This window comes from Leisingera sp. ANG49, from assembly GCF_059694505.1.
Window position 1 is genome coordinate 16,321 of record NZ_JCATZN010000003.1, and the last position, 24,367, is coordinate 40,687.

The following is a 24,367-nucleotide window of genomic DNA, read 5'->3' on the forward strand; positions in this document are numbered from 1 at the left end:
CTCTGTCGGTCCTGTCCTCCGCATTGCCGCCTGGCCGGTTGACCCGGCCCCTTCCGGTTGCTGTATGGCCCCATGCACATCTTCCTTCCCATCGCCGAGGTCTCGGTCAACTTTCTGCTGCTGCTGGGCATCGGCGGCGCCGTGGGGGTGCTCTCGGGCATGTTCGGGGTCGGCGGCGGCTTCCTGATCACGCCGCTGCTGTTCCTGATCGGCATTCCGCCAGGGGTTGCGGTTGCCACCTCCGCCAACCAGGTGGTGGCCTCGTCAGTGTCCGGGCTGATGGCGCATTTCCGGCGCCGCACGGTAGACCTGAAGATGGGCTATGTGCTGCTTGGCGGCGGCCTTCTGGGCGCCGCGCTGGGGATGGCGGTCTTCAACTGGCTCAAGCGGCTCGGCCAGGTCGATCTGGCGGTGCAGTTGTGCTATGTGCTGTTCCTCGGCGTGATCGGCGCGCTGATGTTCATCGAAAGCATCAATGCAATCCGCAAGGCACGGCAGGCGGGCGGCGCGCCCGCCTACAAGCGGCGCCAGCGGTCCTGGGTGCATGCCCTGCCCTACAAAATGCGGTTCAAGGCCTCCGGGCTCTATATCTCTGTGATCCCGCCCGTGCTCGTCGGCTTCGGCGTTGGCATCCTGTCGGCGATCATGGGCGTCGGCGGCGGCTTCATCATGGTGCCCGCAATGATCTACATCCTCGGCATGCCGACCAAGGTGGTGATAGGCACCTCGCTGTTCCAGATCATCTTTGTCGCCGGGTTCACCACGGTGATGCATGCCACGACCAACCACACGGTTGACGTGGTGCTGGCCCTGTTCCTGCTGATCGGCGGCGTGGCAGGCGCCCAGCTGGGCACCCTGATCGGCGCCAAGCTCAAGGCCGAGCAGCTGCGCGTTCTGCTCGCGCTGCTGGTTCTGTCGGTCTCGGTCAAGATCGGGTTCGAACTGCTGCTGGAGCCGACCGACCTGTTTTCCCTGACTGTGCTCAATCTGCCCTGAACCGCGGGCAGGCAGCTATAAGTCCAGTTTGCAACGGCAAATCAGTCCTGCACGCTGCAGAGCGGCATAGATCATTGATTTTTGATATGACTGCGGTTTAACAAAGAACATGCAGATCTACCTTCCCATAGCTGAGGTCTCAGTGAATGCCTTCCTTCTCCTCGGCCTTGGGGGAATGGTCGGGGTTCTCTCGGGCATGTTCGGAGTTGGCGGCGGCTTTCTGATGACGCCGCTTCTGTTCTTTATCGGCATTCCGCCCGCGGTGGCGGTGGCCACCGAGGCGAACCAGATCGTCGCTTCCTCTTTCTCCGGCGTGCTGGCGCATTTCCGAAGGCGCACGGTCGACATCAAGATGGGACTGGTGCTGCAGGCCGGCGGCCTGATGGGCGCGGCGCTGGGGGTTGTGGTGTTCAACTACCTCAAGGCGCTCGGCCAGGTCGATCTGCTGGTCAAGCTCTGCTACGTCGTCTTCCTGGGCGTGGTCGGCGGGCTGATGTTCATCGAAAGCCTGAACGCGATCCGCAAATCGAAGAAGGCAGGCGGCGCCGCTCCGGCGGCCCGGCGCCAGCGCGGCTGGGTGCATGCGCTGCCGTTCAAGATGCGGTTCCGCACGTCGGGCCTCTATATCTCGGTGATCCCGCCCATTCTGGTCGGCGTCTGCGTCGGCATCCTGGCGGCGATCATGGGCGTCGGCGGAGGCTTCATCATGGTGCCCGCGATGATCTATATCCTCGGCATGCCGACCAAGGTTGTTGTCGGCACCTCGCTGTTCCAGATCATCCTGGTCACCGGCTTCACCACCATGCTGCACGCCACCACCAACTATACCGTGGACATCGTGCTGGCGGTTCTGCTGCTGATCGGCGGCGTGGTCGGCGCCCAGATCGGCACCCGCATCGGCGTCTACCTGAAAGCCGAGCAGTTGCGCATTCTGCTGGCGCTGATGGTCATCGCGGTCTGTGTGAAACTGGGTCTCGACCTGCTGCTGCAACCCTCCGAGCTGTTCACGCTCGGCGACGCGGGGGGCCACTGATATGCGCAAGCTGCTGCTTTCCGCCCTGACCGCCGCCGCCCTGGCGCTGCTGCCGCAGTCCGCGGCTTTGGCCGCCAAGGAAGAGGTGGTCCTGGGCCTCAGCCAGGACCGGGTCGCGATCACCGCCACCTTCGACGGCTCGGAAATCCTGATCTTCGGCGCGGTGAAACGGGAAACCCCGATCCCCACCGATGAACCTCTAGAGGTTGTCGTGGCTGTTTCCGGCCCCGCCCCCGCCGTGATGGTGCGCCGCAAGGAAAAGAAGGTCGGCATCTGGGTCAATGTCGACAGCGTGCTGGTCGACTCGGCCCCGGCCTTCTACGCGGTTGCCACCAGCGCGCCCTTTGACACGGTGCTGACCGACACCGAAGACCTGCGCTACCGCGTCTCCATCGAACGCGCGATCCGCTCGGTTGGCGCGGCGATGCACATCCGCGGCGCCCAGGCCTTTGCCGATGCGGTGGTGCGGATCCGCGAGAAGAACGGACTCTATTCGCTGCGCGAGAACACCGTGGCGGTGGATGAGCAGACCCTGTTCCGCACCGCCATCAAGATGCCCGCCGACCTGACAGAGGGCGATTACCAGACCCGCATCTTCCTGACCCGCGGTGGCGAGGTGGTGTCGAGCTACGAGACCACTATCGACGTGCGCAAGGTCGGGCTGGAGCGGTTCCTGTTCTCCCTCTCGCGCGAGCAGCCGTTCCTTTACGGGCTGATGTCGCTGGCGATTGCCATTGCCGCCGGCTGGGGCGCCTCAGCAGCCTTCAGCCTGCTTAGAAACCGGTAAGAGGGGCGCGGCCCCTCAGGCGGAAACGAAGAGGGGCTCTGCCCCTCCTGGCCTTGCGGCCAATTCACCCCAGAGTATTTGCAGCAAAGAAGAAGCCCCGGTTTCTCCTTTCTGCCAATCTTCCCGTCCCGCGGCCCGGCAGGCGGCTTTGCCGCCGGGAGGGGAGGCGCGAGGCGCGCCGGCGCAGCGCCGCGCCCAACGGGAGCGGTGCATCCTGGATGCGCCAGCGGCGGGCGGGGGCGCTCAGCCGCGGCCGATGTAGGGCATCTTGGTCGCCATTACCGTCATGAACTGGACATTGGCCTCCAGCGGCAGATTGGCCATGTGCAGCACCGACTTTGCCGCGTCCTCAACTGCAAAGGTGTGCATTGGTTCAGCGCCCGGGCTGGCCTCGGCGTGGCGCTGGCTCAGATCCTCGACCATCGGGGTGCGGGTGTTGCCGATGTCGATCTGGCCGCAGGCAATGTCAAAGGGGCGGCCGTCCAGCGACAGGCTTTTGGTGAGGCCGGTGATCGCCGCCTTGGTCGCGGCATAGGGCGCTGAGTGCGGGCGCGGCACGTAAGCGGCGATGGAGCCGTTGTTGATGATCCGTCCGCCCTGCGGGGATTGCTGCCGCATCTGCCGGAAGGCGGCGCGGGCGGTCAGATACATGCCGGTGAGGTTCACGTTGACGGAGGCAAACCAATCCTCCAGCGGGATTTCGTCGATGGTGCCCGGCGGGGTGAAGATGCCCGCGTTGTTGAACAACACATCCAGCCGTCCTGCCGCCATCACAAAGCTGTTCACCGCATGATCGACCGCTGCCGGATCGGTCACATCGGCAGGCAGCACATGGGCGCTGGCGTGCCCCTGCGCCACCTCCTCCAGCTTCTCCGCCCGGCGCGCGGCCAGGCCGACCTGCCAGCCTTCGGCCAGGAACAGCTCCGCCACGGCGCGGCCGATGCCGGAGCTGGCACCGGTGATCAGGATTGATTTGCTCATGCCGGGGTCTCCTCCTGTGCTTCCAGCGTCAGCGCGGCAGCAGGCACCGCCTTCAGGTCATCCACCGGCAGCGGGCCGGTGGGCTTGGCCAGCCGGTTTCGGACCACCCAAATCAGCCGTTCCTGGGCGCGGGTAATCGCCACATAGGCCAGCCGCTTCCACAGCGGCTGCCCCGCCTCCACCCGGCCCATGCGGGCGGCGGCATAGATGTCGGGGGCAAAGACCTGCGCGGTCTCCCACTGGCTGCCCTGCGCCTTGTGGATGGTCACCGCCGCGCCATGCAGGAAGGTGGCGCCCATGCGGGCCGCATAGGGGATGAAGGGCTCTTCCTCATCCGGCTTCTCGATTTTGACGATGGACGCCGCAGAGACCTGCGGATCCTCTGCCCCCATCACATGCAGGCGGGAGAACCCGGGCTTGCGGCCGGAGCCGAGGAAGATCACCTGCGCCCCCTTGATCAGGCCGCGCGCCTCCAGGTCCAGGCGTTTCTTGCGGTGCTTCATCGGCAGTTCGATACCGTCGCAGATCAGCGGCTCGCCGGCGATCAGCTCATCTTCCGGCGCGCCATGCACAGTGCGGAACGCATTGATCAGCCGGATGCGGGTGTTATTGCGCCACACCAGAACCGGCGACCGCGCCATCAGGTCGACCTCCACCCGCTGGCCCCAGACCACGCGGTCGTCGCGGCGTGCGGTGTCTTCGATCATCCGCTCGAAATCCTCGAAGCCCAGCTGCGGGTCGGCCAGCGCGTGGGCCAGGTCCAGGATCGGGTTGTCCGCCTCCTGCCGGTGGATGCGGTTCAGGATCAGGCGGCGCGGCTCCGGCAGCGCATCGAACACCATCGAGCCGGACTGGTTCACCGGCGCCAGCTGCGCCGGGTCGCCGAACAGGATCAGGTTCGGGAAAATCTCCTTCAGATCCTCGAACTGGCGGTCGTCCAGCATCGAGGCCTCATCGACAAAGCCGATGTCCAGCGGCTCCTCGCGCCGCTTCCAGCCGGTGATGAAGTCGGAGCCGCGCAGACCGGCGGCAGCGAGGGCGCCGGGGATCGACTTGTTTTTCTCGTAAAAGGCGGCGGCACGGGCCAGCGCCTCTTCTGTCAGCCCTTCGATTTCGGGCTGATCGCCCTGCCCGGCCAGCCATTCGGCGATTTTCTCAAACTCAGGGTCGTAGACCGGCGTGTAGAGAATGCGGTGGATGGTGGTCGCGGGCACCCCGCGCAGGCGCAGCACGCTGGCGGCCTTGTTGGTCGGGGCCAGGATTGCCAGGGTGCGGCGGTCATCGCCTTTCTTGCGGCTCTCATAGTCGCCGGAGACAACCTCGACCCCTGATTGCTCCAGCGCCTTGTAAAGCTCGGCCAGCAGCAGCGTCTTGCCCGACCCCGCCTTGCCGATCACCGCCATCACCCCGGCATCGCCGCGGGGCGGGTGCAGCAGCCCGTCGTCAAGGTCCACCCCCGCCTGGCGCAGGAGTTCGGTCACGCTGTCATAAGCGGTGGCCTGGTCATCGGAAAACTGTACGGGCAGAGCTGTCATGGCGCGACCCTACAGCCGCGGAGCCGGGTCCGCCAGCGGAACCGGCTCCGGCCAACAGTTATCTCAGGCCGTAAGCGCCATCGGCTCCAGCACCTCTGCGCTGCCAAAGGAAAGATCGAACCACAGGCGCGACAGTTCCGGCGAGATGCCTGCCTTGCCGGCCACGTTCTGATAGACCTCCGGCGCGTATTCCCACAGCCCCAGGCAGATGCGGTCCCGTCCTTCTCCCCGGGTGCCGATCACCTCCGGGCTGAAACCCAGGCTGCGGTAGATCCGCACCATGCGGCGGTCGAAAACGCCGGCGAAATGCGCAACCGAGAAATTGCGCATGATCTCAACTCCGCCAAGGGTCAGCGCCCCGGCCACATTGCCGCCGGCTTCCCGCGACAGGCAGAAGCGGGTGCATTCCCAGATCAGCGGGCTGCAGACCGGCACACCACCCGCAAGATCCAGGAACACGTCATTGACCATCACCGGTCCGGTGGTCGGCAGAAACCGCATGGAACCGCCGTGGCTGCCGTCGGGCATTTCCCAGATCACATACAGCGGGTCCAGCGCGTCGTACTGATCGCGTTCCTCGCCGTTGCGGTCGACCTGCACCTCCCAACCCAGCCGGTCCCTGAACTGGTCCGCCCGGTCCCGGAACATCGACTGCGCCAGATCAGCGTGAGTGTGCAGATCGCGACCATAGATATAACGAAGCATGATTTAGTCCCCTTCTGGTTGAACAGTAGGGACAGGGTACGGCCATTAACCACAATTTCAGAGTGTATTCACGGTAGCTTTCACACCCGCACGTTAAATCACAATCAAACCGAGCGACATCGCCCGGGCAATTGCATGGGTGGTATTGATCGCCCCCAGCTTGAAGCGGGCGCTTTCGATGTAGACGCGCAGCGTGTGCTCCGAGATCGACAGGGTTTTTGCCACCTGCGCGCGGCTGTAGCCGATCGCCAGCAGGGTCAGCGCGTCCACCTCGCGCGGCGACAGAGCCTGGGCCTGTTCCGGGCTGCGGTCGGGCTCGAACTCCAGCGCCTTGCGGTTGAAGTAATGCGCCATCAGGATCATGTCGCGGCTGTAGCGCTCGGTCAGCTTTTCCCAGGTTTCATCGTCGCAGTTATGGCTGACCGTGAACACGGCAAACTGCCCGTTCGGCCCGCGGACCGGGATCGAATAGCCCTGGTTTCCAACCCCGTGCTCCAGCGCGTCCTTCAGAAATTCGCGGGCCGGTTTCGGCGACCAGTCCAGACGTTTCCAGTCAACCGGGTGAAAGCGCTGGTAGCAGCCAGCCACAACCGGATCGACGCGGACATAGGCCTTTTCCTGGTACCTTTCGACCCAAGCCTGCGGATAGGTGCCGAAATAGTAGTGGTCGCCGGCGCTGTCGACCCAATGGTACATCGCATGGTCGACACCAAACACAGCGCAGACCTGCTCGATGATCTGCTGAAGACCATCCAGGGTACCGGTGGCGTCCAGCGCCTCCAAGATACGGTCCAGTTCTGCTTTGCCTGCCATTGTTCGTTTGCCGCCGTAATTCGCTGATTTGGATGTGATTGCTGCAATACCCGATGCTCGGGGCATGGCAGTTAACTTCGGCTTTGTTTGCAGCGGCTCAGTTAGCCTGGTCAATGGCACTTCTGACTTAATAGTCAAATTTTGCCGAAGGACGCCGTTTATAGGTGTCCGGCGGCAGCCGCATGCCACCCAAGGTTTATCCCACTTGCATGATTGGGCGCAATCCTCCCCGAAACGGCGAGGCAGCTACAGGTAAGCATCTGAAAAGATAACATTATAAATGAAATTTCCCGCGAACCGCCGGCGCGATTCGCGGGAAGGATTTTTGCCAGGGCTTGGCGTACCCCTCAGTCTCAGGCGTCAAGCACATCCTGAAGGGTGCGCAGGCCGGTCTTCGGCGCCTGCACCAGCACCGACATGTTGCCCGGCAGGTGCTCGTTGCGCAGCATCTTCATGTGCGCTTCGGGCAGGTCGTTCCAGGTGAACACTTCGGACATGCAGGGGTCCAGGCGGCGCTCAACCATCAGCTTGTTGGCCGCCGCGGCCTGCTTGAGGTGGGCAAAGTGCGAGCCCTGCAGGCGCTTCTGGTGCATCCACATGTAGCGCACGTCGAAGGTAAGGTTATAGCCGGTGGTGCCGGCGCAGATCACGACCATGCCGCCCTTCTTCACCACGAAGGTGGAGACCGGGAAGGTGCTTTCGCCCGGGTGCTCGAACACCATGTCGACGTTCACGCCCTTGCCGGTGATGTCCCAGATCGCCTTACCGAACTTGCGGGCTTCCTTGAACCATTCGGCATATTCCGGAGTGTTCACCGTGGGCAGCTGGCCCCAGCAGTTGAAGTCCTTGCGGTTCAGAACGCCCTTGGCGCCCAGGCCCATGACGAAATCGCGCTTGCTCTCGTCCGAGATCACGCCGATGGCGTTGGCGCCGGCGGTGTTGATCAGCTGGATCGCATAGGAGCCGAGGCCGCCGGAGGCGCCCCAGACCAGCACGTTCTGGCCCGGCTTCAGGTCGTGCGGCTCATGGCCGAACAGCATCCGGTAGGCGGTCGCCAGCGTCAGCGTGTAGCAGGCGCTTTCTTCCCAGGTCAGGTGCTTGGGCCGCGGCATCAGCTGCTGGGCCTGCACGTTGGTGAACTGGGCAAACGAACCGTCCGGGGTTTCATAGCCCCAGATCCGCTGGCTAGGGGAGTACATCGGGTCGCCGCCGTTGCATTCCTCGTCGTCGCCGTCGTCCTGGTTGCAGTGGATCACCACCTCGTCACCGACTTTCCAGCGCGTGACCTTGGCGCCCACCGCCCAGACGATGCCCGAAGCATCGGACCCGGCAATGTGATACGGCGCCTTGTGGCCGTCGAAAGGCGAGATCGGCTTGCCCAGGGAAGCCCAGACGCCGTTGTAGTTGACGCCGGCCGCCATCACCAGAACCAGCACCTCGTGACTGTCCAGCTGCGGCACGTCGACAACCTCCTGCACCATTGCGGTGTCGGGGTTGCCATGGCGCTCCTTGCGGATCGCCCATGCATACATCTTCTTGGGCACATAGCCCATCGGGGGCATTTCGCCCATTTCATAGAGATCTTTCTCGGGCGCCTCGTACGACATGACGTCAGTCTGGGTATCCAATGCCATGATGGCCTCCTTGTGTATCCTGTCCTTTGCCGCGGTGCAGAATCGCGGCGATTACCTGAGGGATAGGATTGGAAGAGTAATATTGCAACCACTTTTGCGGCATTTGGGTAATTTTATGACCCAGCGGATGCAGCATTGCCCTTAGCAGGTGCAGAAAAACCACGGCTTCCGCCGGGCAGTTCGCTGCCTCCGGGCAGCAGGTGGCGGATCGAATTGGCATAAAACGCCAGCAAATCCTGGCGGTCCTCGACCGGCACAACCTGCCCGCCGTTCTCGGTGACCAGGCCGCGCCGCAGCAGCTGATGCAGTCCCGTCCCGGCCGCATAAGGCAGGTTTTCCCGCGGGATATGCACCTGCGCCAGCGGCATTGCCGCGACCAGATCTTCCAGCCGGTGTTCGATGGCAGCGCGGCTGAGCGGGCCGTGCCGCAGCAGGATGGCCGCGATCAGAGGCACCGGCAGCACCGGAACAATGGCGCTGATCCGCTGCATCAGCTCCCGTGCCAGCGGTTTGGTGATATCGCCTTCGCGCCCTGCCCCGAACCCGGCCAGGCTGAGCGGGCGGCCGAAATTCACTGCGGCATAGCCGGCCCGGCGGTGGCGGCCGGTCAGCCACAGCCACAGCTGCCGCAGCAGCCGCAGCGCCACCAGCCCGATCCGGGCGCGGAAGCGGCGGTCGCCCGCCTTGGCCGCAGAGGTCAGGATCTTATCCTCCAGCACCCGGTCGTAATTCAGCGCCACCGGCACAAACACCACATCACGCTGGTCCGGATCGTATCCCTCGACGATGTATTTCAGCAGCCCCAGCTTGGGCGCGGCCAGCGCGCCATCGAGGCTCAGCCCGCCCTCGGGGAACATCGCCTGGGTGGAGCCGCCGCGGGTGGCCAGCCGCACATAGGCCGCCAGCACCTTGCGGTAGAGATCATTGCGCGAGCGGCGGCGGATGAAATAGGCGCCCATCGCCCGGATCAGGCGGCTGAGCGGCCAGACCCGCGCCCACTCCCCCACCGCGTAAGACAGCGCCGAGCGTTCCGCCGCCAGATAGGTCACCAGCACGTAATCCATGTTGGAGCGGTGATTCATCACGAAAACGACAGTGGACTTGGGGTCGATGGCCTGCAGCGCCTGCTCGTCCTGGTGCCCCAGCCGCACCCGGTAGACCGCGTTGGACAGAAACCGCGCTGCCCGGATCGCCAGGCTGAAATAGGCAAAGGCGGAAAACCCGGGCACGATCTCGCGTGCATATCGGCGCACCTGCTCAAACGCCACGTTTTCCGGGATGCCCTCCGCCGCCGCGTGGTCCGCTGCAGCCTGGGTCACCTGCGGATCGTGGATCAGCCGCTGGATCATGTCATAGCGGCGAGTCAGCTTGAACGGCTCGATCGGGCGTTCCAGCCGCTGATTCAGCCGCGCCACCGCGCGCTCCAGCCGCCGCCGGAAAAACCAGCGCACCGATGGGAACAGGAAATGCGACGCAAAGGTCACCGCGGCAAAGCCCACGATCAGCACGAATAGCCACAGCGGCAGTTCCACGGTTTGCGTCATAGTTGAACAGTTGCCCATGGCCTCCGCCTTTACAAGCGCCAAGCCACCCGGGGTTCCCGCCCCGGCAGCGGAATTGCCGCAACGCAGCGAATTGACATGGGTTGAAAATTGCAGTTTACATCAGCGTGACGAAATAAAATTACCGACACACTGACTCGCGAGGCCCGACATGCCGCAGATGCAAAAAGACCGCCCCTGGCTGATCCGCACCTATGCCGGCCATTCCACGGCATCGGCATCCAACGCGCTTTACCGCGCCAACCTGGCGAAGGGGCAGACCGGCCTGTCCGTCGCCTTCGACCTGCCGACCCAAACCGGCTACGACAGCGACCACGTGCTGGCCCGCGGCGAAGTGGGCAAGGTCGGCGTGCCGGTCTGCCACCTGGGCGACATGCGCACTCTGTTCGACGAGATCCCGCTGGAGCAGATGAACACCTCGATGACCATCAATGCGACCGCACCCTGGCTGCTGTCGCTGTATATCGCGGTGGCCGAGGAACAAGGCGCTGATGTGTCGAAGCTGCAGGGCACGGTGCAGAACGACCTGATCAAGGAATACCTCTCGCGCGGCACCTATGTTTGCCCGCCCAAGCCCAGCCTCAAGATGATCGCGGATGTTGCAGAGTACTGCTACACCAACGTGCCCAAGTGGAACCCGATGAACGTCTGCTCCTACCACCTGCAGGAGGCCGGCGCGACGCCGGAGCAGGAGCTGGCCTTTGCGCTGGCCACCGCGCAAGCGGTGCTGGATGAGCTGAAGCCGCGCATCGCCCCGGAGGATTTCCCGGCCATGGTCGGCCGCATCTCCTTCTTCGTGAACGCGGGCATCCGCTTTGTCACCGAGATGTGCAAGATGCGCGCCTTTGTCGACCTGTGGGATGAGATCTGCGAGCAACGCTATGGCGTCGCCGACCCCAAATTCCGCCGCTTCCGCTATGGCGTGCAGGTGAACTCGCTGGGCCTGACAGAGCAGCAGCCGGAGAACAACGTCTACCGCATCCTGATCGAGATGCTGGCGGTGACATTGTCCAAGAAAGCCCGCGCCCGCGCCGTGCAGCTGCCCGCCTGGAACGAGGCGCTTGGCCTGCCCCGCCCCTGGGACCAGCAGTGGTCGATGCGGATGCAGCAGATCCTGGCCTATGAGACCGACCTGTTGGAATACGGCGACCTGTTCGACGGCAACCCGGCAGTCGACGCCAAGGTGGAGGAGCTGAAGCAAGGCGCCCGCGCCGAGCTGGCCAACCTGGAATCGATGGGCGGCGCCGTCGCCTCCATAGAATACATGAAGGGCCGCCTGGTCGATTCCAACGCCGAGCGCCTGAACCGGATCGAAAAGAACGAGACCGTGGTGGTCGGCGTCAATAAGTGGACCGAGGGCGAGCCCTCGCCGCTGCAGACCGAAGACGGCGGCATCATGGTGGTCGACCCGGCGGTGGAGCAGGAACAGATCAGCCGCTTGAATGCCTGGCGCGGCGAGCGTGACAATGACGCGGTGCAGTCAGCACTGGCTGCCCTGCGCACCGCGGCGCAAAGCGGCGCCAATATCATGGAGCCGTCGATTGCCGCCGCCAAGGCGGGCGTCACCACCGGCGAATGGGCCGAGGAAATGCGCAAGGTGCACGGCACCTACCGCGGCCCGACCGGCGTGTCGGCCTCGGTGTCGAACAAGACCGAAGGGCTGGACGACCTGCGCGATGCGGTCAACGCGGTCAGCGACGTGCTGGGCCGCCGGATCAAATTCGTGGTCGGCAAGCCGGGCCTGGACGGCCATTCCAACGGCGCCGAGCAGATCGCCTTCCGGGCCCGCGACTGCGGCATGGACATCACCTACGACGGCATCCGCATGACCCCGGCCGAACTGGTGGAAGCGGCGCAGAAGGACGACGCCCATGTGGTTGGCCTGTCGATCCTGTCGGGCAGCCACCTGCCGCTGGTCGAGGAGATGATGCAGCGCATGCGCGACGCCGGTCTGGACCATATTCCGGTGGTGGTCGGCGGCATCATCCCGGACGAGGACGCGCAAAAGCTGAAATCCATGGGCGTGGCCCGCGTCTACACGCCCAAGGATTTCGAGCTCAATTCAATCATGAGCGACATTGTCGACCTGGCAAAGCCACCTGAAATTGCAGCGAATTGATAATTAATAGGCAGTTTCCTGCAAATCGCCAAAAAAGATGCTGAAATGCGTCTGGCAATTGGGCCATAAGGAATGACATACCGGCTTTTCCGGTATGTCATTTTTATATGGAGTTCAGAATGACCTTCGATCTTTCAGCTATGAGCAGAAAAGAGCTTCTGCAGCTGCAAAACGATGTTGAAAAGGCATTGCAGGAAGCAGAACTGCGCGAGCGTCAGGAAGCCCTGAAAGCCGCCGAAGAAGCTGCCGCAAAATACGGTTTTTCGCTGGATGAAATCGCCAGCGCATCGCGCCAGGGCGCCAAGAAGACCAAAGCTGCCCCGAAATACCGCAACCCGAACAACCCCGAGGAAACCTGGACCGGCCGCGGCCGCAAGCCGCATTGGGTGCATGCCGCGCTGACCGCCGGCATGGATATCTCCGACCTGGAAATCTGACGCCTAGCGGAGCAAGCCATGACCATTCATATCGGCGCCGCACCGGGCGACATTGCCGAAACCGTGCTGATGCCCGGCGACCCGTACCGCGCGAAATGGGCGGCTGAAACCTTTCTGAAAGACGCCCGGCTGGTCAACGAAGTGCGCGGGATGCTGGGCTATACCGGCACCTGGAACGGCCACCGGGTCACCATCCAGGGCAGCGGCATGGGCATGCCCTCGCTGTCGATCTACGCCAATGAGCTGATCCGCGATTACGGCGCAAAAACCCTGATCCGCATCGGCTCATGCGGCGGCATGCAGGACAAGGTCAAGGTCCGCGACGTGATCCTGGCCATGACCGCAAGCACCGTAAACAGCCCCTCCAGCGGTATTTTCCGCGAGCTGAATTTTGCCCCCTGCGCCGACTGGGGCCTGCTGCAGGCGGCCGCCCAGGCGGCTGCCAAACGCGGCTCAGCAACCCATATCGGCGGCATCTACTCCTCGGACGTGTTCTATGACGAACGCCCCGACCTGAATGAGCAGATGGTGCGCCACGGCATCCTGGGTGTTGAGATGGAAGCGGCGGAACTCTACACGCTGGCCGCCCGCCACGGCTGCCGGGCGCTGGCGGTGCTGACCGTGTCCGACCATCTGGGCACCGGCGAGGCCTTGCCCTCGGACCAGCGCGAACGCAGTTTTGGCGATATGGTTGAAATTGCGCTGGAGGCAGCATTCAACTGACGTTGCGGAATTTTATTTTGGCAATGAAAAGGGCAGCGGTTTCTCCGCTGCCCTTTAATATTTCCTGATTGCGAAGCGCCTGGCGGCAACTCGGCTGTTTTCCGAGCGGCAGAAATTTGGCAGCACATTCCGGTTTAATGCGAAATTCGCGTGGTTCAGCCGCGGCCATGGCTGCGGTCATAGCCATTGGGCGGCGGGCTTTTCCAATCACCCAGCGCCCCTTCTGCCGGGGCAAAGACCTCAACCAGCAGCGGGTAACACGCGGCCGTATCGCTGGAATGCTCCGCCGAGCAATCACCGCCCGGGCAAGCGCTGAGACTGCCCAAGAGGTCAATCTCGGCAAAAAACTCCAGGTAATCGCCGGGACGCACCGGACTTGCCTTCATGAAATACTGGCCGGTGCCGCGGGTGAAGCCGGTGCACATGAAGACGTTCAGGACATCGTGCACATGCGGCTCTGCCTCTGCCGGGGACACGCCCAGATGATCTGCCAGCGCCCGGGTCAGGTTGGAGTGGCAGCAGTGGTGGTACTGGCTGCCCGCCAGCAGGTTTCCGGTATAAGGGTCGCAGCGGGTGCCGATCACGTCATGCACCGAGCCGCCGAATTCGTCGATACCGTACCAGCCCAGCGTGTCCGCCACGACGGTCGCCATCGGGCGCAGATGCGGAAAGCTGGTCCACATCCGCTCGCCGGTGGTGATGTGGGTGCCATGCAGGGCGCGGGTCTTGCCGGAATAGAACCGCTCGCTGAGATCGGTCTTGTTCCACAGGTTGAGATCGCCCACCTGCGGCCCCTCGATTGAGGTTATGCGGAAGAAATGCCCGGCGGGCACCTCGAAACAGGCGGCATCGCGGGGCGGCACCCGCACCTCGCCGGTTTTCACCGCGCTCTCCCGCGCCTGGTTGTACAGCGCCAGGTCCGGCACCGGCAAGGTGTCGTTCGGGTAGCAGATCACCGGTTTGACGGCGCGGCGGGCCGCAGCGTCGGCGGGGGCAGCGGGAATGCTGGACATGGGGGCAAACCTTCCTGTTCGTTTGCCCCATCAAGACCTCATCCCCGCCGCGGCGCAAGCCCTTCGCGCTGCAGGCACCATTGCAGCTGCAACCGTGCCCTGTCAGGTGCTGCGCTGCGGATTACGGCAAATGCGGGGGGCGGCTTCCCCGGGTTCCACGGCACCGCAAGAGATGCAACGCCAGTGCCCTTCGGACTTGACCTGCCGCCAGCGGCAATTGCGGGAGAGATCCATCGCACGATGGCGCCACAGGAAGTAGCAAAGGACGCCAACCGCAAGGGCAACAACAAGTATCATGCGGCCTGTCTAGCCCTGACGGCGCGGCCCTTCAAATGCAAATCCCGCGCGAGGACCGCGGCGGCCCGCTTCACGCAGCCTGGTAGTATTCGAACAACTGGTCCTGCTCCGGCGCCTGCCCGCTCTGCACAAGTGTTTCGGAGGTGTAGTAGGCATAGGCCTGCTCCAGCGCTTCCAATGCAGCGCGGGCGGCTTTGGATTGCTGTTCTTCCAGGCTTTCAACGGGTTTCATCGGGCGGTCTCCTTACTTGCGGCACCATCCTCCCTTGGGTGGCAGGGTATCCGCTGGCGCCGCCCGGCGCACCGGATGTTTTTGCAGCTTTGCCATGCAATTATCGCAAGCCGGCCCGCCCTGTCTTTCTCAGCCGATCAGCAAATGCCCGGCCAGCCCCAGCGCAAATCCCGCGACCGCGCCCAGCGCAGGAGCGCTGCTGCGGTTGCTGTGCGCCTTTGGGGCGATGTCCTGAAACAGCAGGTAAAGGATGCCGCCCGCGGCAAAGATCATGATTGCCCCCAGCACCGTATGGGCATCCGCCAGCCAGACCAGCCCGGCCAGCGCGCAGGCAGGTCCCAATGCGGCCAGCCCCAGAAACAGCAGCAGCACGTGCCAGGCCGGGCTGTCGCCGCTCCAGACCTCGCGGAAGGCGGCAAAGCCCTCGGGCAGGTTCTGCAGGAAGATCATCAGCGCCAGCAGCTTGGCGGTGGCGGCATCCGCCACCAGCATCGCCCCCAGCGCCATTGCCTCCGGCAGGTAATCCAGCAGCATCGCCAGCAGCAAGGCGCCGCTGCCCCCGTGACGCTGAAGAACGGCATCGGTCAGATAGAACACCAAGCCGCCAACGGCAAACAGGCCAACCGCCCAGACGGGCGGCAGCGCATCGGCCGCTTCCGGCACCAGCACCAGCGCCACTGCCGAGGCCAGCGCACCGCCGCCAAAGGCCGCAATGGTGTGCAAAACCCGGTCGCGCAGCACCGGATTGCTAATGTGCTCGCACCAGGCCAGCAGCCCGCCCAGCGGCATCGAAAGCCCAGCAAAGCCGGCAAGCAGAACGGCGTAGAAATGCGGTTGCATTCCAGCACCTTAGGGCGGCATCTGCCGCCGCTCAACCTGTTTGGATCAGGTGTTGATGCAGGAGGTCGCCTGCGCCGCCTGCACCTCAGTCACATTTGGCCCCGGCTGCACGTTGCGCAGCACCGTCGCCCCGGCCCCATGGCCCAGGAATTCGGTGCTGATCCGGGCCTCTCCGGTGATGCCCGCGGCTTCGATGCAGCCTGGGATCCTGGCATCCGTCGCCGCCAGCTGGCCGCCGATCCGGTCGTGATCCGTTGCCGTCATGCAGCCCGCCAGAAGGACCAGCATGCCACCAGAACATCCAAGAAGTCTCATGCCCGAAATCCGTCAACTGACAAAACTTACCCCCGGTTTCGCAGGAAAGCCGGGGGTTTTCAATTCCGCTGCTGCAGAGAAAGCATAGCTTCGCCGACACTCCAGCGCTTAGCCTTGGGGTTGCTGCCCAAACGGCTATCAGGCCTTCATGCAAGCATTCGCTTTCGCCGCCTGCGCTTCGCTTACGCCCGGTCCCGGCTCGAACACCTGCACGACCGATCCCCCGTAGTACTCAGTGGCAACTGAATAAGGTCCGGTGATACCCGCAGCTTTTGCACATTGCGGCCGCTTGCTGTTCAGCGCTTTCCATTCAGAATTAGCACTGTTGTTCTCGCCGGAGGACACGCAGGCCGTCAAAGCGCTTGTGACCAAATCCATGGCAATAACCTTAAAAGTCACAACTCTTCTCCTAAAAAATTTTCTTCAGTTAAAACAACGCACCCCGCAAGCCCTGCGGCTACGGGGTGAGCTCCTTCATCCGGTGTTCGGGTCAGACCGCGCGCTCGACCATCATCTTCTTGATATGCGCGATCGCCTTGGCCGGGTTCAGGCCCTTGGGGCAGGTTTTGGCGCAGTTCATGATGGTGTGGCAGCGGTAGAGCTTGAACGGATCCTCCAGCTGGTCCAGACGCTCGCCCGTGGCCTCGTCCCGGCTGTCAATGATCCAGCGGTAGGCATGCAGCAGCGCTGCCGGCCCCAGGTAGCGGTCGCCGTTCCACCAGTAGGACGGGCAAGAGGTCGAGCAGGACGCGCACATCACGCATTCATAGAGGCCATCGAGCTTCTTGCGGTCCTCGATGGACTGCTTCCACTCTTTCGCCGGGCGGTTGGTCTTGGTCTCCAGCCACGGCATGATCGAAGCATGCTGGGCGTAGAAATGCGTCAGATCCGGGATCAGGTCCTTGACCACCGGCATATGCGGCAGCGGATAGATCGCCACATCGCCCTTGATCTCATCCATGCCGTAGATGCAGGCCAGCGTGTTGATGCCGTCGATGTTCATCGCGCAGGAGCCGCAGATCCCCTCGCGGCAGGAGCGACGGAATGTCAGGGTCGGGTCGATCTCATTCTTGATCTTGATCAGCGCGTCCAGGACCATTGGGCCGCAGCTGTCCATGTCGACGAAATAGGTATCGACCCGCGGGTTCTGGCCGTCATCCGGGTTCCAGCGGTAGATCTTGAACTTGCGCACATTGCTGGCGCCCTCCGGCTTGGGCCAGGTCTTGCCGGTGGTGATCTTGGAGTTCTTCGGGAGGCTGAATTGAACCATGGTCTGTCTCCTTAGAACGTCCGCGCTTTGGGCGCGATCTTGGCAAGGCTAATGCCGCCTTCGGCTTCGGTCGACAGCGGGTCGGTGATCACCGGGCGGTAGGACAAATCAACCTTGTTGCCCTCCACGCGGGAGACGGTGTGGACGCGCCAGTTCTCGTCGTCGCGGGTGGCATAATCCTCGTGTGCGTGGGCACCGCGGCTTTCCTTGCGCGCTTCGGCGCCAACGATGGTGGCCAGCGCGTTCGGCATCAGGTTGGTAAGCTCCAGCGTCTCCATCAGGTCGGAGTTCCAGACCAGCGAGCGGTCGGTCACCTGCAGGTCATCGAGCTTGGCCGCAATCGCGGTCATCTTGTCGACGCCTTCCTTCAAGGTCTTGTCGGTGCGGAACACTGCCGCGTCCGCCTGCATGGTGCGCTGCATTTCCAGCCGCAGGTCCGCGGTCGGGATGCCGCCCTTGGCGTTGCGCAGAGTGTCGAAGCGGTCGAAGGCCTTGTCGACGGAGGCCTGGTTCAGCACCGGGTTCGCCGCATCGGCGTCCACGACCTTGCCCGCGCGGATGGCAGAGGCGCGGCCAAAGACCACCAGGTCGATCAGAGAGTTGGAGCCAAGCCGGTTGGCACCGTGCACCGAGGCGCAGCCCGCCTCGCCCACGGCCATCAGGCCGGGCACCACGGCGGTCGGATCGTCGGCGGTCGGGTTCAGCACCTCGCCCCAGTAGTTGGTCGGGATGCCGCCCATGTTGTAATGCACGGTGGGCAGAACCGGGATCGGCTCCTTGGTCACGTCGACGCCGGCAAAGATCTTGGCGCTCTCGGAAATACCCGGAAGCCGTTCCGCCAGCGCCTCGGCCGGCAGGTGGCTGAGGTTCAGGTGGATATGGTCACCCTCGGCGCCCACGCCGCGGCCTTCGCGGATTTCCATGGTCATCGACCGGGAGACATAGTCGCGCGGCGCCAGATCCTTGTACTGCGGAGCATAACGCTCCATGAAGCGCTCGCCTTCGGAGTTGGTCAGATAGCCGCCCTCGCCGCGCGCGCCCTCGGTGATCAGGCAGCCGGAGCCGTAGATGCCGGTCGGGTGGAACTGCACGAATTCCATGTCCTGCAGCGCCAGGCCCGCACGCGCCACCATGCCGCCGCCATCGCCGGTGCAGGTATGCGCCGAGGTGGCGGAGAAATAGGCACGGCCGTAACCGCCGGTCGCCAGCACCACCATCTTGGCGTTGAAGACATGCATGGTGCCGTCATCGAGCTTCCAGCAGACAACGCCCTGGCACTGCCCGTCCTCGGACATGATCAGGTCGATGGCGAAATACTCGATGTAGAACTCGGCGTTGTTCTTGAGGCTCTGACCATACAGCGTGTGCAGGATCGCGTGGCCGGTCCGGTCAGCCGCCGCACAAGTGCGCTGCACCGCGGGGCCTTCACCGAATTCGGTGGTGTGGCCGCCGAACGGACGCTGGTAGATCTTGCCTTCCTCGGTGCGCGAGAAAGGCACGCCGTAGTGCTCCAGCTCGTAAACCGCCTTGGGCGCCTCGCGGGCCAGGTATTCCATCGCGTCGGTGTCGCCAAGCCAGTCAGAGCCCTTGACAGTGTCATACATATGCCACTGCCAGCTGTCCGGGCCCATGTTGCCCAGAGAGGCGGCAATGCCGCCCTGCGCCGCCACGGTGTGGGAGCGGGTCGGGAACACTTTGGTCACACAGGCCGTGCGCAGGCCCTGTTCGGCCATGCCCAGCGTCGCGCGGAGGCCGGCCCCGCCGGCGCCAACCACGACCACGTCATATTCATGTGTTTCGTATTCGTAAGCAGCCATTGAAAAAGACCTCGGGGAGTTACAGGGCCAGGCGGATCAGCGCATAGGCGCTGGTCGCGGCGACGGCATAAGACAGGCAGTTGACCAGGATGATCGTCAGGCGGCCTTTGAAGCCGTGGACATAGTCCTCGATCATGATCTGGGCGCCGGATTTGAAGTGCATCATGCCGACCCAGATGGTCAGCGCCGCCACGAGTGCCGGGAACGGGCGGGAGTAATAGGCGGTGATCTCCTCATAGGAGCCGCCTAGCGCCGAACCAAAGGTGAAAACAAACAGCGGCACCAGGATCAGCAGGGCAATCGAGCTCACCTGCATCGACCAGTGATGGCTGGTTCCGGATTTCGCAGCGCCCATGCCAACGGCGCGTTTGCGGTCAGTCAGATATCGCATCGCGTGTGTCCCCAGCTTAGACGATGATAATGGTGAGTACGGTCAGAACCGCCGAGCCGATCACGACAATCCAGCCCAGCTTCTCGGCCTGCTCCAGATCCAGCATATAGCCGTTGTCCCAGATCAGGTGCCGGATGCCGGCCAGCGTGTGGTACCACAGGCCCAGCACCGACAGGGTCATCACCAGATCGCCGAACCAGCTGGTCAGCAGGCCGTTGGCGGTGGCGAAATACTCGGGCGAAGTTGCGGCGGCCAGGAACCACCAGGCGATCAGCAGCGCGGAAACGATCAGCGCGTTGCCGGTGATCCGCGTCAGGATCGACGTCACGGAGGTCAGCTGCGGGCGGTAGACCTGCAAATGCGGCGAAAGCGGGCGGTTGCCCCGATTGACATCGGCCATGTTGGCTCCTTTTCAGGTTGGCTGACGACGTTTTAGCCGATTTTTACGGCGTGTCACCCGAATGAACGGTTAAAAACGGCAGGTTTCTGGCCTGTTGGCGCTAAAACGCCACGGCTTGTGATCACAGCAAATAATTAGTGATCACAAATCTGCCGATTGAAAATTTTTTGCAGAATCAGGGCCCCATCTGCAAATCACTGCAAAGATACAATCGCCCTCCCCGTCCCCGCAGGCAGCGCCGCGGTCTGCCGTGCCACCTCCCGCACCAGCTTCTTGCGGATGCGCGACGGGTAGTCGGCAAAGCTCGCGGCAGAGACCACAAAGGCCCCCTCGCCGCGGATTACATTCTCGAAGAAATAGGCTGTCAGATCCGGCTCGCTCTGCTCGATGGCGATGGCATTCACCGTCACATCGGCCGCCGCCAGGGCCGCATGCGCCGCCCGCGGCTCGACCCCCTCGTTGGAGAACCCGTCGCCGGAGACATCAATCACCCGGCGCTTGCAATGCGCAACCGCCGGAAACTGCTCCAAGGCCAGAAACAGCGCTTCCCCCACGGCGGTTGAATAGTTGCGCCAAGGCCGCGGCGCCTGCTCGATCCGCTGCGCCAGGGCCTCGACATCAGCGAACGTCCGAACTTCCACCCAGGGCAGCGACACCTCCTGGCGCGACTCCCCGGACCACTGCATCAGCAGCACCTGGGCGCGCGCCTTGACCAGCGCCTCTGACACCACCCCGTCGCGCAGCCCCGCTGCCAGTCCGTCCATCTGAATGCGGTATTCATCGGCATCGACAGAGCCGGAGACATCCACCGCCAGCACCAATGCCAGATCGCAGGCCGCTGCTTTCACCGGCCAGAGGGAGAGCGTGGAGAAAACCAGAAGCTGCAAAACCCGCATGCCGCCAGCTTAAGCGGCAATCGCGGGAAAGGTCATCACAATTCTGCCAGCCCGGAAAATCCGCCGCTTGTTTCTCGCCGAAAATACTCCGGGGATGAGCGTCCAAAGCGCGAGGGGGCAGCGCCCCCTGCCCGGTTATTTCGGCATCAAGGCCCAGTAATCCAGGTCCAGCAGCACATCGGGCAGATACTTGCCGTCCTCGCCCTTCAGCTCAAACGGCGCGCCGCCCTTAGTCGCCACCAGCCGCAGCCGGATCGCGCCAACGCCGGGCGCCGCGGTATCGGCCTTGTCCAGCACCTCCGACCAGGCCCGCACGGTCAGCCCGGACAGGCAGGGGTTGGCATGCGCCCCGCCATTCAGGCCGACGATCATCTGCGCATTGGCGAGGCCGTTGAACGACAGCGTGCGCGCCATCGAGATCACATGGCCGCCATAAATCAGCCGGGTCCCGTCAGGCCGCGCGGTATTGTCGAAATGCACCTTGGCGGTGTTCTGCCACAGGCGGGTCGCCATCATGTGCTCGGCTTCCTCGATGGTGACGCCATCCACATGGTCGATGGTCTCGCCCACCTCGTAGTCGCCCCAGCGGTGCGGCTCGCCGGCCAGGGTGAAATCGTAATTGCTGAAATCCAGCCCCGCCGGGATCACCAGCTGGTCTGCCGGGATCACCTTGTTCAGCTCCGGGATCACCGTCTCCGGCGCCTGCGCATCCAGGTCGCGTTTGCGCACCATCACCCAGCGCACGTATTCCATCACGCATTCGTCGCGCTGGTTCAGCCCGCGGGTGCGCACATAGACCACGCCGGATTTGCCGTTGGAGTTCTGCTTGAGCCCGATCACCTCGGACTCCGAGCGCAGCGTGTCGCCGGGATAGACCGGCAGCAGCCAGCGGCCCTCGGCATAGCCGAGGTTCGCCAGCGCGTTGAGGGAGATGTCCGGCACCGTCTTGCCGAACACCACGTGGAAGGCCGCCAGATCATCCAGCGGCGCCGAAGGCAGACCAGAGGCCCGGGCAAACTCATCCGAAGAATAGAGCGCATGGCGCGCCGGGTAGAGCGCATGGTACAGCGCCCGCTCGCCGCCCGACACCGTGCGGGGCACCGCGTGGCGGATCACCTCACCGACGGTGTAGTCTTCGAAAAACCGGCCCGGATTGGTCTTGGCCATCAGTGTTCTCCCAGTTTGGTCTCAGGGGTGTAGGTTCCGTCCACCTCTTTCACCACTGCCTGGCCGCAGCGCATGATCCCCTTGACGGGATCAAAGGCCTGGGTCGGGCTGCCGTGCAGCTCCCAGCCCTTGTTCAGCGCATCGGTCACCTTGTGGCAGAAGGCGGAGGTGTCGTCCTCGGACAAAAATCTGTACAGTTTCATGGCTTCCTATCCTGCTCAGGGCCTATCCCGGAAAGGGCGACGGCCCGATCATCCCGTGGACGTAGCCGATCACCCCCATCAGAACAATCGAAGCGGCAAAGAACATCGCGTCCTTGGCGATGGTGCCCTTGGGGCCCGGCTGCCACTCCGGTTCGGAGCGGTTGATCACGATCACCTCAGCCACCGCCCAGGCCAGCAGCCCGCCGAACAGGATGATCGAGGCCAGGTCGCCATTGACCAGCAGATGCGCCACGGCCCAGAGCTTGAATCCCGCCAGCATCGGATGACGCATGCCGTTCAGCAGCGCGCCTTTCTTGGGCGCCGGGCTCATCATCCAGATGGCGATCAGCACCATCAGGTTGTTGATATGCACCATGAAGGACGGCGGCGCCCAGAGGTGGATGAACTCCATGCCGCGGTAGCCCAGCACCATCAGCACCACACCCGCCGCCAGCACCAGCGCCACAACGCCGCGCCCGCCATTGCCCATGGAGGCGCGCATATCCGGCGCCAGCCGTTTGAACAGGTGGCCGCCCCACCACAGCAGAAGTCCCAGGATCAACAGTGCCATTTCAGCCCCTCTTAGATGTTAAGCTGATTAACACCTATGCGGAAAGCGCAGAGATTGCATCCGCTTTTGCCAGGATCTCACGCGCCGTCACGACGTGCAGGTTCTCGACTATCTTGCCGTCGACCACGGCAACACCCTGCCCTGCGGCCTTGGCCTCATCAAATGCGGCAATCTGGCGGCGCGAGGTGTCGATCTCGCGCTCGGTCGGGGCAAAGGCGGCATTGGCGGTCTCCACCTGCGCCGGGTGGATCAGGGTCTTGCCGTCAAAGCCCATGTCGCGGCCTTGCGCGCATTCCGCGGCCAGCCCCTCGACATCCTTGAAGGCGTTATAGACGCCATCGACGATCACCAGCCCCTCGGCCTTGGCGGCCAGCAGGCACAGGCCCAGACCTGCCATCATCGGCATCCGGTCGGGCCGGTAGCGGGTCTGCAATTCCTTGGCCAAGTCATTGGTGCCCATCACCATGCCCTGCAGCTTGGGATGCGCGGCAATTGCCGCGGCGTTCAGCATGCCGCGCGGGGTCTCCATCATCGCCCACAGCGGAATATCGCCGGTGATTTCCGCCAGCGCGTCCAGATCCTCCGGCGCGTTCACCTTGGGCAGCAGAATCGCGTCGCAGTCCATCCGCGCCGCCGCCGCCGCATCGCCGCGGCCCCAGGGCGTGTCCAGCCCGTTGATCCGCACGATCTTCATCCGCGTGCCATAGCCGCCGGCCTTCAGCGCCTGGGCCAAGGTCTCGCGGGTATTGGTTTTTTCATCGGCCGAGACCGCGTCTTCCAGATCGAAGATCACCGCGTCCACCGGCAGGGTTTTGGCCTTCTCCAGCGCACGCGCGTTGGAGCCGGGGATATACAAAACCGAACGGTAAGGGCGCGCACGCGGGTCCATAGAGCCTCTCCAAAAGTTATTTTGTTGCGTAAAGCGGTACAGATTCGATTGTATACTTTCAAGTACAATTCCGCCGCAGCGCAGCGTAAGCTTTCACGCATTTGCAGCAAGCACTTGATAACAAGTGTGAATTTGCAGCGCACGCCTGGTTAACCACTTATCAGCACCTGACCGGCACACTGAAGGGCACCAAGGCACAGGACCCCGCCGCCCCACCAGGCCGCACCTGCTGCCCGCAGGCATGGGGCCTGCAAAATCGTACCGCGTCACACACCGGCCCGAACAGGGGCACCGGGGGCCGCCATCCGGCACCCCGCCCTGTCCGGCCGTTCCGGAAAGGGTAAAACGAGATGAAAAAGACCTATCTTGCACTCACGCTGGCCCTGGCCGCATCTGCCATGGCCGCCGCTCCCGCCGCCGCGCAAAGCCGCAACTGCGCCCCGCGCGACGCGGTGGTGAAACGGCTGGCCGAGAAATACGGCGAAAGCCGCCAGAGCATCGGCATGGGTCAGCAGGGCATGGTGATGGAGACCTTTGCCTCTGCCGACACCGGCAGTTGGACCATCACCGTCACCACCCCCAACGGCATGACCTGCCTGGTGGCCTCCGGCCAGTCCTACGAGGTTCTGGCAGAGGCCCTGCCGAACACCGACAGCGACGCCTGAACAGGCATTGAGGCAGGTTTCCAGGCTGCATGTTCCGCGGCCGGGGATGCCGCAGCGGGCTGCGCCTGGGCACAGA

28 protein-coding genes are annotated in these 24,367 nt (G+C 63.7%); 7 read left to right on the forward strand and 21 right to left on the reverse strand.

What is annotated here, in order from left to right:
* The first annotated feature begins 72 nt into the window (after positions 1 to 72).
* The 3 genes from AC58NV_RS10365 (at position 73) to AC58NV_RS10375 (ending at position 2,816) form a co-directional block, all read left to right on the forward strand.
* Entirely contained in the window at positions 73 to 996 is a 924-nt protein-coding gene (locus tag AC58NV_RS10365; RefSeq protein WP_497227065.1) for a sulfite exporter TauE/SafE family protein, read from the forward strand.
* Between the two features lie 109 nt (positions 997 to 1,105).
* Complete coding sequence (locus AC58NV_RS10370) at positions 1,106 to 2,029, forward strand: sulfite exporter TauE/SafE family protein (protein WP_366661409.1); 924 nt, start codon at positions 1,106 to 1,108, stop codon at positions 2,027 to 2,029.
* A gap of 1 nt (position 2,030) precedes the next feature.
* Positions 2,031 to 2,816 carry a TIGR02186 family protein gene (locus tag AC58NV_RS10375; protein ID WP_497227066.1) on the forward strand — a complete coding sequence of 262 codons (786 nt, stop codon included), beginning with the start codon at positions 2,031 to 2,033 and terminating at the stop codon, positions 2,814 to 2,816.
* Between the two features lie 243 nt (positions 2,817 to 3,059).
* On the opposite strand, the gene AC58NV_RS10380 is transcribed toward AC58NV_RS10375, so the two are convergent.
* From AC58NV_RS10380 to AC58NV_RS10405, 6 genes are all read right to left on the reverse strand, one after another.
* Positions 3,060 to 3,797 (reverse strand): SDR family oxidoreductase, encoded by a 738-nt coding sequence (locus AC58NV_RS10380; RefSeq protein ID WP_497227067.1) that lies wholly within the window; start codon positions 3,795 to 3,797, stop codon positions 3,060 to 3,062.
* Positions 3,794 to 5,332 (reverse strand): ATP-dependent DNA helicase, encoded by a 1,539-nt coding sequence (locus tag AC58NV_RS10385; protein ID WP_497227068.1) that lies wholly within the window; start codon positions 5,330 to 5,332, stop codon positions 3,794 to 3,796. The genes AC58NV_RS10380 and AC58NV_RS10385 overlap by 4 nt, the downstream gene beginning before the upstream one ends.
* A gap of 63 nt (positions 5,333 to 5,395) precedes the next feature.
* A complete protein-coding gene (locus AC58NV_RS10390; RefSeq protein WP_497227069.1) occupies positions 5,396 to 6,037 on the reverse strand; it encodes an acyl-homoserine-lactone synthase in 642 nt (213 codons plus the stop codon).
* A gap of 93 nt (positions 6,038 to 6,130) precedes the next feature.
* Complete coding sequence (locus AC58NV_RS10395) at positions 6,131 to 6,850, reverse strand: helix-turn-helix transcriptional regulator (RefSeq protein WP_497227070.1); 720 nt, start codon at positions 6,848 to 6,850, stop codon at positions 6,131 to 6,133.
* A 353-nt stretch (positions 6,851 to 7,203) separates the two neighbouring features.
* Positions 7,204 to 8,484, reverse strand: coding sequence for a crotonyl-CoA carboxylase/reductase (gene ccrA / locus AC58NV_RS10400; RefSeq protein WP_366661403.1), 1,281 nt, complete (start codon positions 8,482 to 8,484; stop codon positions 7,204 to 7,206).
* A 113-nt stretch (positions 8,485 to 8,597) separates the two neighbouring features.
* On the reverse strand, positions 8,598 to 10,028 hold the full coding sequence (locus AC58NV_RS10405; protein ID WP_497227647.1) for a 1-acyl-sn-glycerol-3-phosphate acyltransferase: 1,431 nt from the start codon (positions 10,026 to 10,028) through the stop codon (positions 8,598 to 8,600).
* Between the two features lie 169 nt (positions 10,029 to 10,197).
* On the opposite strand from AC58NV_RS10405, the gene AC58NV_RS10410 reads away from it, so the two are divergent.
* The 3 genes from AC58NV_RS10410 to deoD all read left to right on the forward strand — a co-directional run bounded on the left by AC58NV_RS10410 (position 10,198) and on the right by deoD (position 13,325).
* Positions 10,198 to 12,165, forward strand: a complete 1,968-nt coding sequence (locus AC58NV_RS10410; protein ID WP_497227071.1) for a methylmalonyl-CoA mutase family protein — start codon at positions 10,198 to 10,200, stop codon at positions 12,163 to 12,165.
* 119 nt (positions 12,166 to 12,284) lie between these two features.
* Positions 12,285 to 12,602 carry an H-NS histone family protein gene (locus AC58NV_RS10415; RefSeq protein ID WP_366661400.1) on the forward strand — a complete coding sequence of 106 codons (318 nt, stop codon included), beginning with the start codon at positions 12,285 to 12,287 and terminating at the stop codon, positions 12,600 to 12,602.
* Between the two features lie 18 nt (positions 12,603 to 12,620).
* Positions 12,621 to 13,325, forward strand: a complete 705-nt coding sequence (gene deoD / locus AC58NV_RS10420; RefSeq protein ID WP_497227072.1) for a purine-nucleoside phosphorylase — start codon at positions 12,621 to 12,623, stop codon at positions 13,323 to 13,325.
* Here the strand turns inward: deoD and AC58NV_RS10425 are convergent.
* The 15 genes from AC58NV_RS10425 to AC58NV_RS10495 all read right to left on the reverse strand — a co-directional run bounded on the left by AC58NV_RS10425 (position 13,318) and on the right by AC58NV_RS10495 (position 23,626).
* Positions 13,318 to 13,512: a hypothetical protein gene (locus AC58NV_RS10425; RefSeq protein ID WP_497227073.1), complete on the reverse strand. Its 195-nt coding sequence runs from the start codon at positions 13,510 to 13,512 to the stop codon at positions 13,318 to 13,320. The two genes, deoD and AC58NV_RS10425, sit on opposite strands and share 8 nt — an antisense overlap.
* Entirely contained in the window at positions 13,481 to 14,338 is an 858-nt protein-coding gene (locus tag AC58NV_RS10430) for an urea carboxylase-associated family protein (protein ID WP_497227074.1), read from the reverse strand. Before AC58NV_RS10430 ends, AC58NV_RS10425 begins: the two co-directional genes overlap by 32 nt.
* A gap of 367 nt (positions 14,339 to 14,705) precedes the next feature.
* Positions 14,706 to 14,867 carry a hypothetical protein gene (locus AC58NV_RS10435; RefSeq protein ID WP_497227075.1) on the reverse strand — a complete coding sequence of 54 codons (162 nt, stop codon included), beginning with the start codon at positions 14,865 to 14,867 and terminating at the stop codon, positions 14,706 to 14,708.
* 129 nt (positions 14,868 to 14,996) lie between these two features.
* Positions 14,997 to 15,707 (reverse strand): ZIP family metal transporter, encoded by a 711-nt coding sequence (locus AC58NV_RS10440; RefSeq protein WP_497227076.1) that lies wholly within the window; start codon positions 15,705 to 15,707, stop codon positions 14,997 to 14,999.
* Between the two features lie 45 nt (positions 15,708 to 15,752).
* Positions 15,753 to 15,995, reverse strand: a complete 243-nt coding sequence (locus AC58NV_RS10445) for a hypothetical protein (protein WP_497227077.1) — start codon at positions 15,993 to 15,995, stop codon at positions 15,753 to 15,755.
* 165 nt (positions 15,996 to 16,160) lie between these two features.
* Positions 16,161 to 16,421 (reverse strand): hypothetical protein, encoded by a 261-nt coding sequence (locus AC58NV_RS10450; protein ID WP_497227078.1) that lies wholly within the window; start codon positions 16,419 to 16,421, stop codon positions 16,161 to 16,163.
* A gap of 91 nt (positions 16,422 to 16,512) precedes the next feature.
* Complete coding sequence (locus tag AC58NV_RS10455) at positions 16,513 to 17,292, reverse strand: succinate dehydrogenase iron-sulfur subunit (RefSeq protein WP_366661394.1); 780 nt, start codon at positions 17,290 to 17,292, stop codon at positions 16,513 to 16,515.
* An 11-nt stretch (positions 17,293 to 17,303) separates the two neighbouring features.
* On the reverse strand, positions 17,304 to 19,109 hold the full coding sequence (sdhA, locus tag AC58NV_RS10460; protein WP_497227079.1) for a succinate dehydrogenase flavoprotein subunit: 1,806 nt from the start codon (positions 19,107 to 19,109) through the stop codon (positions 17,304 to 17,306).
* 19 nt (positions 19,110 to 19,128) lie between these two features.
* Positions 19,129 to 19,500 (reverse strand): succinate dehydrogenase, hydrophobic membrane anchor protein, encoded by a 372-nt coding sequence (sdhD, locus tag AC58NV_RS10465; protein WP_497227080.1) that lies wholly within the window; start codon positions 19,498 to 19,500, stop codon positions 19,129 to 19,131.
* 16 nt (positions 19,501 to 19,516) lie between these two features.
* Positions 19,517 to 19,900, reverse strand: a complete 384-nt coding sequence (gene sdhC / locus AC58NV_RS10470) for a succinate dehydrogenase, cytochrome b556 subunit (RefSeq protein ID WP_174146112.1) — start codon at positions 19,898 to 19,900, stop codon at positions 19,517 to 19,519.
* Between the two features lie 194 nt (positions 19,901 to 20,094).
* On the reverse strand, positions 20,095 to 20,796 hold the full coding sequence (locus tag AC58NV_RS10475) for a DUF1194 domain-containing protein (protein ID WP_497227081.1): 702 nt from the start codon (positions 20,794 to 20,796) through the stop codon (positions 20,095 to 20,097).
* 135 nt (positions 20,797 to 20,931) lie between these two features.
* The gene (locus AC58NV_RS10480) at positions 20,932 to 21,963 is read right to left on the reverse strand and encodes a MaoC family dehydratase (RefSeq protein WP_497227082.1); all 1,032 of its coding nucleotides are present in this window, start codon (positions 21,961 to 21,963) and stop codon (positions 20,932 to 20,934) included.
* Positions 21,963 to 22,166 (reverse strand): DUF1737 domain-containing protein, encoded by a 204-nt coding sequence (locus AC58NV_RS10485; RefSeq protein ID WP_019297062.1) that lies wholly within the window; start codon positions 22,164 to 22,166, stop codon positions 21,963 to 21,965. Before AC58NV_RS10485 ends, AC58NV_RS10480 begins: the two co-directional genes overlap by 1 nt.
* 22 nt (positions 22,167 to 22,188) lie before the next feature.
* Positions 22,189 to 22,737, reverse strand: a complete 549-nt coding sequence (locus AC58NV_RS10490; RefSeq protein ID WP_497227083.1) for an NnrU family protein — start codon at positions 22,735 to 22,737, stop codon at positions 22,189 to 22,191.
* A gap of 34 nt (positions 22,738 to 22,771) precedes the next feature.
* Positions 22,772 to 23,626 (reverse strand): HpcH/HpaI aldolase/citrate lyase family protein, encoded by an 855-nt coding sequence (locus AC58NV_RS10495; RefSeq protein ID WP_497227084.1) that lies wholly within the window; start codon positions 23,624 to 23,626, stop codon positions 22,772 to 22,774.
* A 350-nt stretch (positions 23,627 to 23,976) separates the two neighbouring features.
* Between AC58NV_RS10495 and AC58NV_RS10500 the strand changes: the two genes are divergently transcribed.
* Entirely contained in the window at positions 23,977 to 24,291 is a 315-nt protein-coding gene (locus AC58NV_RS10500) for a hypothetical protein (RefSeq protein WP_174146117.1), read from the forward strand.
* The last annotated feature ends 76 nt before the right edge of the window (positions 24,292 to 24,367 follow it).

What these genes read in the sequence shown, in the direction of transcription:
- AC58NV_RS10365 (WP_497227065.1), top strand. Translation starts at nt 73, where the DNA reads ATGCACATCTTCCTTCCCATCGCCGAGGTCTCGGTCAACTTTCTGCTG.
- AC58NV_RS10370 (WP_366661409.1), top strand. Translation starts at nt 1,106, where the DNA reads ATGCAGATCTACCTTCCCATAGCTGAGGTCTCAGTGAATGCCTTCCTT.
- AC58NV_RS10375 (WP_497227066.1), top strand. Translation starts at nt 2,031, where the DNA reads ATGCGCAAGCTGCTGCTTTCCGCCCTGACCGCCGCCGCCCTGGCGCTG.
- AC58NV_RS10380 (WP_497227067.1), bottom strand. Translation starts at nt 3,797, where the DNA reads ATGAGCAAATCAATCCTGATCACCGGTGCCAGCTCCGGCATCGGCCGC.
- AC58NV_RS10385 (WP_497227068.1), bottom strand. Translation starts at nt 5,332, where the DNA reads ATGACAGCTCTGCCCGTACAGTTTTCCGATGACCAGGCCACCGCTTAT.
- AC58NV_RS10390 (WP_497227069.1), bottom strand. Translation starts at nt 6,037, where the DNA reads ATGCTTCGTTATATCTATGGTCGCGATCTGCACACTCACGCTGATCTG.
- AC58NV_RS10395 (WP_497227070.1), bottom strand. Translation starts at nt 6,850, where the DNA reads ATGGCAGGCAAAGCAGAACTGGACCGTATCTTGGAGGCGCTGGACGCC.
- ccrA (WP_366661403.1), bottom strand. Translation starts at nt 8,484, where the DNA reads ATGGCATTGGATACCCAGACTGACGTCATGTCGTACGAGGCGCCCGAG.
- AC58NV_RS10405 (WP_497227647.1), bottom strand. Translation starts at nt 10,028, where the DNA reads ATGACGCAAACCGTGGAACTGCCGCTGTGGCTATTCGTGCTGATCGTG.
- AC58NV_RS10410 (WP_497227071.1), top strand. Translation starts at nt 10,198, where the DNA reads ATGCCGCAGATGCAAAAAGACCGCCCCTGGCTGATCCGCACCTATGCC.
- AC58NV_RS10415 (WP_366661400.1), top strand. Translation starts at nt 12,285, where the DNA reads ATGACCTTCGATCTTTCAGCTATGAGCAGAAAAGAGCTTCTGCAGCTG.
- deoD (WP_497227072.1), top strand. Translation starts at nt 12,621, where the DNA reads ATGACCATTCATATCGGCGCCGCACCGGGCGACATTGCCGAAACCGTG.
- AC58NV_RS10425 (WP_497227073.1), bottom strand. Translation starts at nt 13,512, where the DNA reads ATGGCTATGACCGCAGCCATGGCCGCGGCTGAACCACGCGAATTTCGC.
- AC58NV_RS10430 (WP_497227074.1), bottom strand. Translation starts at nt 14,338, where the DNA reads ATGTCCAGCATTCCCGCTGCCCCCGCCGACGCTGCGGCCCGCCGCGCC.
- AC58NV_RS10435 (WP_497227075.1), bottom strand. Translation starts at nt 14,867, where the DNA reads ATGAAACCCGTTGAAAGCCTGGAAGAACAGCAATCCAAAGCCGCCCGC.
- AC58NV_RS10440 (WP_497227076.1), bottom strand. Translation starts at nt 15,707, where the DNA reads ATGCAACCGCATTTCTACGCCGTTCTGCTTGCCGGCTTTGCTGGGCTT.
- AC58NV_RS10445 (WP_497227077.1), bottom strand. Translation starts at nt 15,995, where the DNA reads ATGCTGGTCCTTCTGGCGGGCTGCATGACGGCAACGGATCACGACCGG.
- AC58NV_RS10455 (WP_366661394.1), bottom strand. Translation starts at nt 17,292, where the DNA reads ATGGTTCAATTCAGCCTCCCGAAGAACTCCAAGATCACCACCGGCAAG.
- sdhA (WP_497227079.1), bottom strand. Translation starts at nt 19,109, where the DNA reads ATGGCTGCTTACGAATACGAAACACATGAATATGACGTGGTCGTGGTT.
- sdhD (WP_497227080.1), bottom strand. Translation starts at nt 19,500, where the DNA reads ATGCGATATCTGACTGACCGCAAACGCGCCGTTGGCATGGGCGCTGCG.
- sdhC (WP_174146112.1), bottom strand. Translation starts at nt 19,900, where the DNA reads ATGGCCGATGTCAATCGGGGCAACCGCCCGCTTTCGCCGCATTTGCAG.
- AC58NV_RS10475 (WP_497227081.1), bottom strand. Translation starts at nt 20,796, where the DNA reads ATGCGGGTTTTGCAGCTTCTGGTTTTCTCCACGCTCTCCCTCTGGCCG.
- AC58NV_RS10480 (WP_497227082.1), bottom strand. Translation starts at nt 21,963, where the DNA reads ATGGCCAAGACCAATCCGGGCCGGTTTTTCGAAGACTACACCGTCGGT.
- AC58NV_RS10485 (WP_019297062.1), bottom strand. Translation starts at nt 22,166, where the DNA reads ATGAAACTGTACAGATTTTTGTCCGAGGACGACACCTCCGCCTTCTGC.
- AC58NV_RS10490 (WP_497227083.1), bottom strand. Translation starts at nt 22,737, where the DNA reads ATGGCACTGTTGATCCTGGGACTTCTGCTGTGGTGGGGCGGCCACCTG.
- AC58NV_RS10495 (WP_497227084.1), bottom strand. Translation starts at nt 23,626, where the DNA reads ATGGACCCGCGTGCGCGCCCTTACCGTTCGGTTTTGTATATCCCCGGC.
- AC58NV_RS10500 (WP_174146117.1), top strand. Translation starts at nt 23,977, where the DNA reads ATGAAAAAGACCTATCTTGCACTCACGCTGGCCCTGGCCGCATCTGCC.